Source organism: Mesorhizobium sp. M8A.F.Ca.ET.021.01.1.1 (genome assembly GCF_003998025.1).
Classification (GTDB): Bacteria; Pseudomonadota; Alphaproteobacteria; order Rhizobiales; family Rhizobiaceae; genus Mesorhizobium.
The window spans coordinates 1-6584 of the sequence record NZ_RZSJ01000336.1; the positions used below are offsets into that span (position 1 = coordinate 1).

Sequence of the window (6584 nt, forward strand, 5' to 3'; positions counted from 1 at the left end):
GCAATACACTCTAAGAGTGTATGGAGAAATCACAGAATTTCGGTCAGGCTGGATGATCGTCGCCAGTCTCGAAAGATGACCCGGTTCATTTTTCGGTGAGTCGAGGAAAGATCCGCCGGAATGCCGGACCGGGGCGCGCCATGGTTCACAAAAAAGCCAATCGCCGGATCGGGCAAGGATGCCGGCGACCAACCCATGTCCCCCAGCGGGCAGGATATGGCGTTGAGGGGTTCAGTCGGCTTTGGCGATGTGCCAGACGCCGGCGACGCCATCGCCGCCCACATCTCCGGCTTTCTTGTCCTTGATGAAGGTGTAGACCGGCTTGCCGTCATAGGCCCACATCTTGGTGCCGTCGGTGCGCTTGACGATCGTCCATCCTTCGGAGGCCTTCGCGCCGGCTTCGGCCTTCAACGGTGGCCAGTTGGCGGCGCATTTGTCGTCGCAGTTCGACTTGCCCTTCTCATCCTTGTCGTAGGTATAAAGCGTCATGCCCTTGGCGTTGGTGTAGATCTTGGTGCCTCCGACATTGGCTTCCTTCCACGCATCGGCGGCGAGGGATGCGACGGTGCTGAGCAAAAGCGCGGCTAGCCCTACAGTTATGGTCTTCATGGAAATCTCCCTGGCTAATATGTGGAGGTGCGCGGGAAATCGCGGCCTCGTCGTGTCAACGCCTGCCGGTCGGGTTTTCTTCCCGAGAGGCTTGAGGACATTGGCAGCTGGCGGGCCTCGTTGCCCGTAACAATTCTCTCGGTTCGGTCGTACTAAGATGGGTGGCGCAGCTGAATTCGGGGCGAGTGCGATTGCCCGAACGGCGACCGGTTGCCACACATTGGTGATTGGCGCACAGGTCGGCGCGTCGCTATATCGGCGCCGGAACAGTAGGAGCTTTGGAATGGCATTGGACATCGGCTATGTCAGCGCGGTCGGGGCGGGGGCCATCTCGTTCCTGTCGCCATGCGTGCTGCCGCTGGTGCCGCCCTATCTCTGCTACATGGCCGGCATATCGGTCGACGATTTCCGCGGCAATGCGGGCGCGACCGCAAGTCAGGGCGCACGCGGCGCGCTGCTCTACTCCTCGATCGCCTTCGTGCTCGGCTTTTCGACCGTGTTCGTCGCGCTCGGCGCCGGCGCCTCGACCATCGGCCGGCTGCTGCGCGTCTGGCAGGAGCCGCTGGCGATGGGCGCCGGGGTGCTGATCATCCTGATGGGCCTGAATTTTCTGGGCATCCTGCGCATCCCCTTGTTGTCGCGCGAGGCGCGCTTCCAGTCGCAGGGCAAGCCGGCCAGCGCCGTCGCCGCCTATGTCATGGGCCTTGCCTTCGCCTTCGGCTGGACGCCCTGCATCGGACCGGTGCTGGGACCGATCCTGACGCTGGCCGGCGGCCGTGAAACCGTGGGCGAGGGCGCGCTGCTGCTCGCCGCCTATTCGCTCGGCCTCGGCATCCCGTTCCTGATCGCCGCGCTGTTCTCCGGCGCTTTCATGCGCTTCCTCGGCAAATTCCGCGTCCATCTCGGCCGCGTCGAAAAGGCGATCGGCGCGCTGCTGGTCGTCGCCGGCGTGTTTTTCCTCACCGGCGGCGTGCAGGCGGTGTCTTATTGGCTGCTGGAGAATTTTCCGCTGCTGGGGCGGCTGGGGTAAGCCTACTGATTAGAAGTCAGTTGCTCTTCCGTCTGCATCTCACCGGAATTTAACCGCATTGGTGCAGCATCGCGCCACTGCTAGCATGATTTGATTCCCAACCCTTTTCATATGGTTGCCTTCATGAGCCAGAGAACCTGCCTGTCCGTCATCCTCGCCGCCGGCGAAGGCACGCGCATGAAGAGCGCGCTGCCGAAGGTGCTGCACCAGATCGCGGGGTTGCCGATGGTAGCTCATGTGGTGAAGGCGGCCGAGGCCGCTGGCGCCAGCGGCCAGGCGCTGGTCATCGGGCATGGCGCGGATGAGATGCGTAAGGCGGCGGCGAAATTTGCACCGAAGGCGGAGACCTTCGTTCAGGACAAACGCCTTGGCACGGCGCATGCCGTCCTCGCCGCTCGCGAAGCGATATCAAAGGGTTATGACGATGTCCTCGTCATGTTCGGTGATACGCCGCTGATCGATGCGGATGCCCTGACGGTGGCGCGACTGAAACTGGCTGAAGGTGCCGCTGTCGTGGTCATCGGTTTCCGACCGCCCAGCCCGACCGGCTATGGCCGGCTGATCGAAAAGGGAGGCAAGCTGATAGCGATCCGCGAGGAAAAGGATTGCTCCGAAGAAGAGAAGAAGATCGGCTTCTGCAATGCCGGCATGATGGCGGTGGCCGGCGCGCACGCGCTCAAACTGCTCGACGCCGTCGGCAACAAGAATGCCAAGGGCGAGTATTATCTCACCGATATCGTCGAGATCGCCAGTGCACAGGGCCTTGATGTCGTTGCCACCGAAGCCAGCTTCGAAAGTGCGCTGGGCATCAACAACCGCGCCGAACTGGCGCAAGCCGAAGCCATCTGGCAGGCGCGTCGGCGCCATGAGGCGATGCTGTCGGGCGTGACGCTGATTGCTCCGGAAACCGTCTATTTCTCGCACGATACCGAAATTGGCGCCGACACGATCGTCGAACCCAATGTCTGGTTTGGACCGGGTGTGAGGGTTGCCTCGGGCGCCAAGATCCACGCCTTCAGCCATATCGAGGGCGCCACCATTGCTTCCAATTGCGATGTCGGGCCGTTCGCACGGCTGCGGGCGGGCGCCGATCTCAAGCAGAAGTCCAAGGTCGGCAATTTTTGCGAGGTCAAGCAGGCCGTTATCGAGGAGGGCGCCAAGGTCAACCATTTGACCTATATCGGGGATGCCCGCGTCGGCGCCGGGGCCAATATCGGCGCCGGCACCATCACCTGCAACTATGACGGCTATTCGAAATTCTTCACCGATATCGGCGAGGGCGCCTTCATCGGCTCGAATTCCTCACTGGTGGCGCCGGTCACCATCGGCAAGGGCGGCTATATCGCCTCGGGCAGCGTCATCACAGAAAGCGTGCCCGACGATGCGCTGGCCTTCGGCCGTGCCCGCCAGAAGACGATTCCCGGCAAAGCCAAGGAATTGCGCGAACGGTTTGCCTCCGCAGCGGCGGCGAAGAAAAAGGCGGCTGGCGCCGACCATTAGCGATTGGTCGACGGGGCTGCTTTCTCGCCGAAGCAATCGAAAAACCGAGCGATTGCAGTAACCGGATTGCAAGGGCGGGCTGTCATGGTGCATGCCTGCAGAAGCGTCCGTTACACGGGACGAAATGCAATGTGACTTTCGCGGCAGGCCGGCCACCCCTAAATAGCGCTGGTTTTCCATGGGCAATCGGGGACTGTCTGCATGTGCGGTATCGTTGGAATCGTCGGCCACTCCCAGGTTGCGCCGCTTATCGTCGATGCGCTGAAGCGGCTCGAATATCGCGGCTATGACTCGGCAGGCGTCGCCACCATCGAAAAGGGCGTGCTCGGCCGCCGCCGCGCCGAAGGCAAGCTGGTCAACCTCGAACGCCGGCTCAAGGACGAGCCGCTCGATGGCACGATCGGTATCGGCCACACCCGCTGGGCGACCCACGGCGTGCCCAACGAGACCAATGCGCATCCGCATTTTTCCGACGGCGTCGCTATTGTCCACAACGGCATCATCGAGAATTTTGCCGAATTGCGCGACGAGTTGATCCGCGACGGCTATTCCTTCTCGTCGCAGACCGACACGGAGGTCGTTGCGCATCTGGTGGCGAGGGAGCTCGCCAAGGGGCTGAAGCCGGTCGAGGCCGCGCACAAGGCGCTGAAGCGGCTGGAAGGCGCTTTTGCGCTGGCCATCATGTTCAAGGGCGACGAGGACCTGATCGTCGGCGCCCGCAACGGCCCCCCACTGGCGGTCGGCCATGGCGATGGCGAGATGTTCTTGGGGTCCGACGCCATCGCGCTCGCTCCGTTCACCAACTCGATCACCTATCTCGAAGACGGCGACTGGGCGGTGGTGCGCCGCGACAGCGTCGCCATCTTCGACATCGACGGCAGACAAGTCGACCGCAGGCGCCAGCAGTCGCTGTCGACCAGCTTCATGGTCGACAAGGGCAACCGCCGCCATTTCATGGAGAAGGAAATCCACGAGCAGCCCGAGGTGATCTCGCACACGCTGGCGCATTATGTCGATTTTGTCTCCGGCGTGTCCAAGCCGCTCGACCTGCCATTCGATTTCGCCAAGATCGGCCGCTTGGCCATCTCCGCCTGTGGCACTGCCTATCTCGCCGGCCTTGTCGGTAAATACTGGTTCGAGCGCTATGCGAGACTCCCGGTCGATATCGATGTCGCATCGGAATTCCGTTACCGCGAGATGCCGCTGTCGGCGAACGATGCGGCCTTCTTCATCTCGCAGTCCGGTGAGACCGCCGATACGCTGGCCTCGCTGCGCTATTGCCGCAAGGCCGGCATGAAGATCGGCGCCGTCGTCAACGTGCGGGAATCGACCATGGCGCGCGAATCCGACGTGGTGCTGCCGACGCTCGCGGGGCCGGAGATCGGCGTCGCTTCGACCAAGGCTTTCACCTGTCAATTGTCCGTGCTCGCGTCGCTTGCCGTGCGCGCCGGCGTGGCGCGCGGGGCGATCTCGACGGAGCAAGAGAAGACGCTGGTGCGAGCGCTTTCGGAAGCACCGCGCTATGCCAACCAGGTGCTGAAGCTCGAAGAGCAGATCGAACGGATCGCGCGCGAGCTGTCGCGCTACAAGGACGTGCTCTATCTCGGGCGCGACACCAATTTCCCGCTGGCCATGGAAGGCGCGCTGAAGCTCAAGGAAATCTCCTACATCCATGCCGAAGGCTATGCGGCGGGCGAGCTGAAGCACGGGCCGATCGCGCTGATCGACGAGAACATGCCGGTGATCGTGATTGCGCCGCACGACCGCATCTTCGAAAAGACCGTGTCCAACATGCAGGAAGTGGCGGCGCGCGGTGGCAAGATCATCCTGATCACGGACAGCAAAGGTGCGGCACAGGTGAGCGTGAAGACGATGGAGACGATCGTGCTGCCGGATGTGCCGGAAATCATCTCGCCGATCATCTATGCGCTGCCGATCCAGATGCTCGCCTATTTCGCCGCCGTGTTCATGGGCACCGACGTCGATCAGCCGCGCAATCTGGCGAAATCGGTGACGGTGGAATAGGCACTCTTAAACAGGCGCCTTTAAAAACTTCGCAGTTCCAAACCGTCTTCCGGTTCACTAATGTTGCGGCGCAATCCGCGCGCCCGGTGAACCATGTCCGATGCTCCGAAGACCCCCGGCATGACCCGGCTGAGGAACTATTTCCTCACGGGCTTCGTCGTCTGCGCCCCACTGGCGATCACCGCCTATATCGCATGGTCGTTCATCGGCTGGGTCGATTCCTGGGTCAAACCCTATATCCCGGCGCGTTACAGCCCCGATACCTACCTGCCGTTCCCGGTTCCGGGGTTCGGGCTGATCGTCGCGCTGATCCTGATAACGCTGATCGGTTTTCTCGCCGCCAACATTGTCGGCCGCGCCATAGTCGGATTTGGCGAGCGCCTGCTTGGCCGCATGCCGCTGGTGCGCGGCATCTATGGCTCGCTGAAGCAGATTTTCGAGACCGTGCTGTCGAACAAGGGCGACATGTTCCGTCAGGTTGGGCTGGTCGAATATCCACGCAAGGGTGTGTGGTCGCTGGTGTTTGTCGCCAGCGAGAAGGAAACCGAGATCAATCAGAAGCTCGACCAGGAAGGTGATCCGCTGATCGCCGTGTTCATGCCGTGCACGCCGAACCCGACGACCGGTTTCCTGATGTATGTGCCCAAATCCGACATCGTGCCGCTCGACATGACGATCGAGGACGGCGCCAAGCTGATCGTGTCGGCCGGGTTGGTGGCCCCTGAGGTAAAGACGAAATTGGTGACGCTGAACGGTGAGCCGATCAACGGAACCCTGGCCAATCCGCCGCTAAGCCCTCATCCGGCGCGCAGGAGCCGCACGGCCTCGTCGCGGCCAAACAAGTAGAGCAGGAGCCGCAGCGCCTCGCCGCGATCCGATTGCAATTCGGGGTCGCGCGACAGGATCAGCCTGGCATCGTCTCGCGCGGCTTCGAGAAGGTCGGCATGCGCCTCGATCCGCGCCACCTGGAAACCCGGCGTGCCGGACTGGCGCGTGCCGAGCAATTCGCCTTCGCCGCGCAATTTCAGGTCCTCCTCGGCGATCAGGAAGCCGTCCTCCGTCTCACGCATCACCGACAGCCGGCGTTTGGCGGTTTCGCCGAGCGGGTCCTTGTAGAGCAGCACGCAGGATGACTTGATATCGCCGCGCCCGACCCGGCCGCGCAGCTGGTGCAATTGGGCGAGACCGAATCGCTCGGCATGCTCAATGACCATGATCGTGGCGTCAGGCACGTCGACGCCGACCTCGATGACAGTGGTGGCGATCAGGATGCGCGTCTCGCCCTGCTTGAAGGCGCGCATTGCCTCGTCCTTCTCGGCACCCTTCATGCGGCCATGGACAAGGCCGATGCGATCGCCGAACAGCGGCTTCAGCGAGGCGAAACGATCCTCGGCCGACATCAGTTTTATCTCTTCTGACT

6 protein-coding genes are annotated in these 6584 nt (G+C 62.4%); 4 read left to right on the forward strand and 2 right to left on the reverse strand.

Annotation, left to right across the window (positions count from 1 at the left end; translation table 11 throughout):
* Nucleotides 1–231: 231 nt before the first annotated feature.
* On the reverse strand, nucleotides 232–609 hold the full coding sequence (locus EOA36_RS22890) for a hypothetical protein (protein WP_127279535.1): 378 nt from the start codon (nucleotides 607–609) through the stop codon (nucleotides 232–234).
* Between the two features lie 283 nt (nucleotides 610–892).
* On the opposite strand from EOA36_RS22890, the gene EOA36_RS22895 reads away from it, so the two are divergent.
* From EOA36_RS22895 to EOA36_RS22910, 4 genes are all read left to right on the forward strand, one after another.
* The gene (locus EOA36_RS22895) at nucleotides 893–1639 is read left to right on the forward strand and encodes a cytochrome c biogenesis CcdA family protein (protein WP_127279536.1); all 747 of its coding nucleotides are present in this window, start codon (nucleotides 893–895) and stop codon (nucleotides 1637–1639) included.
* A 123-nt stretch (nucleotides 1640–1762) separates the two neighbouring features.
* Nucleotides 1763–3139 carry a bifunctional UDP-N-acetylglucosamine diphosphorylase/glucosamine-1-phosphate N-acetyltransferase GlmU gene (gene glmU, locus EOA36_RS22900; protein ID WP_127279537.1) on the forward strand — a complete coding sequence of 459 codons (1377 nt, stop codon included), beginning with the start codon at nucleotides 1763–1765 and terminating at the stop codon, nucleotides 3137–3139.
* Between the two features lie 201 nt (nucleotides 3140–3340).
* Nucleotides 3341–5164 carry a glutamine--fructose-6-phosphate transaminase (isomerizing) gene (glmS, locus tag EOA36_RS22905; RefSeq protein ID WP_127279538.1) on the forward strand — a complete coding sequence of 608 codons (1824 nt, stop codon included), beginning with the start codon at nucleotides 3341–3343 and terminating at the stop codon, nucleotides 5162–5164.
* 93 nt (nucleotides 5165–5257) lie between these two features.
* Nucleotides 5258–6010, forward strand: a complete 753-nt coding sequence (locus tag EOA36_RS22910) for a DUF502 domain-containing protein (RefSeq protein WP_127279539.1) — start codon at nucleotides 5258–5260, stop codon at nucleotides 6008–6010.
* Here the strand turns inward: EOA36_RS22910 and EOA36_RS22915 are convergent.
* On the reverse strand, nucleotides 5962–6584 hold a 623-nt coding region (locus EOA36_RS22915; RefSeq protein WP_281040073.1), incomplete at its 5' end, for a helicase-related protein. The genes EOA36_RS22910 and EOA36_RS22915 overlap by 49 nt on opposite strands.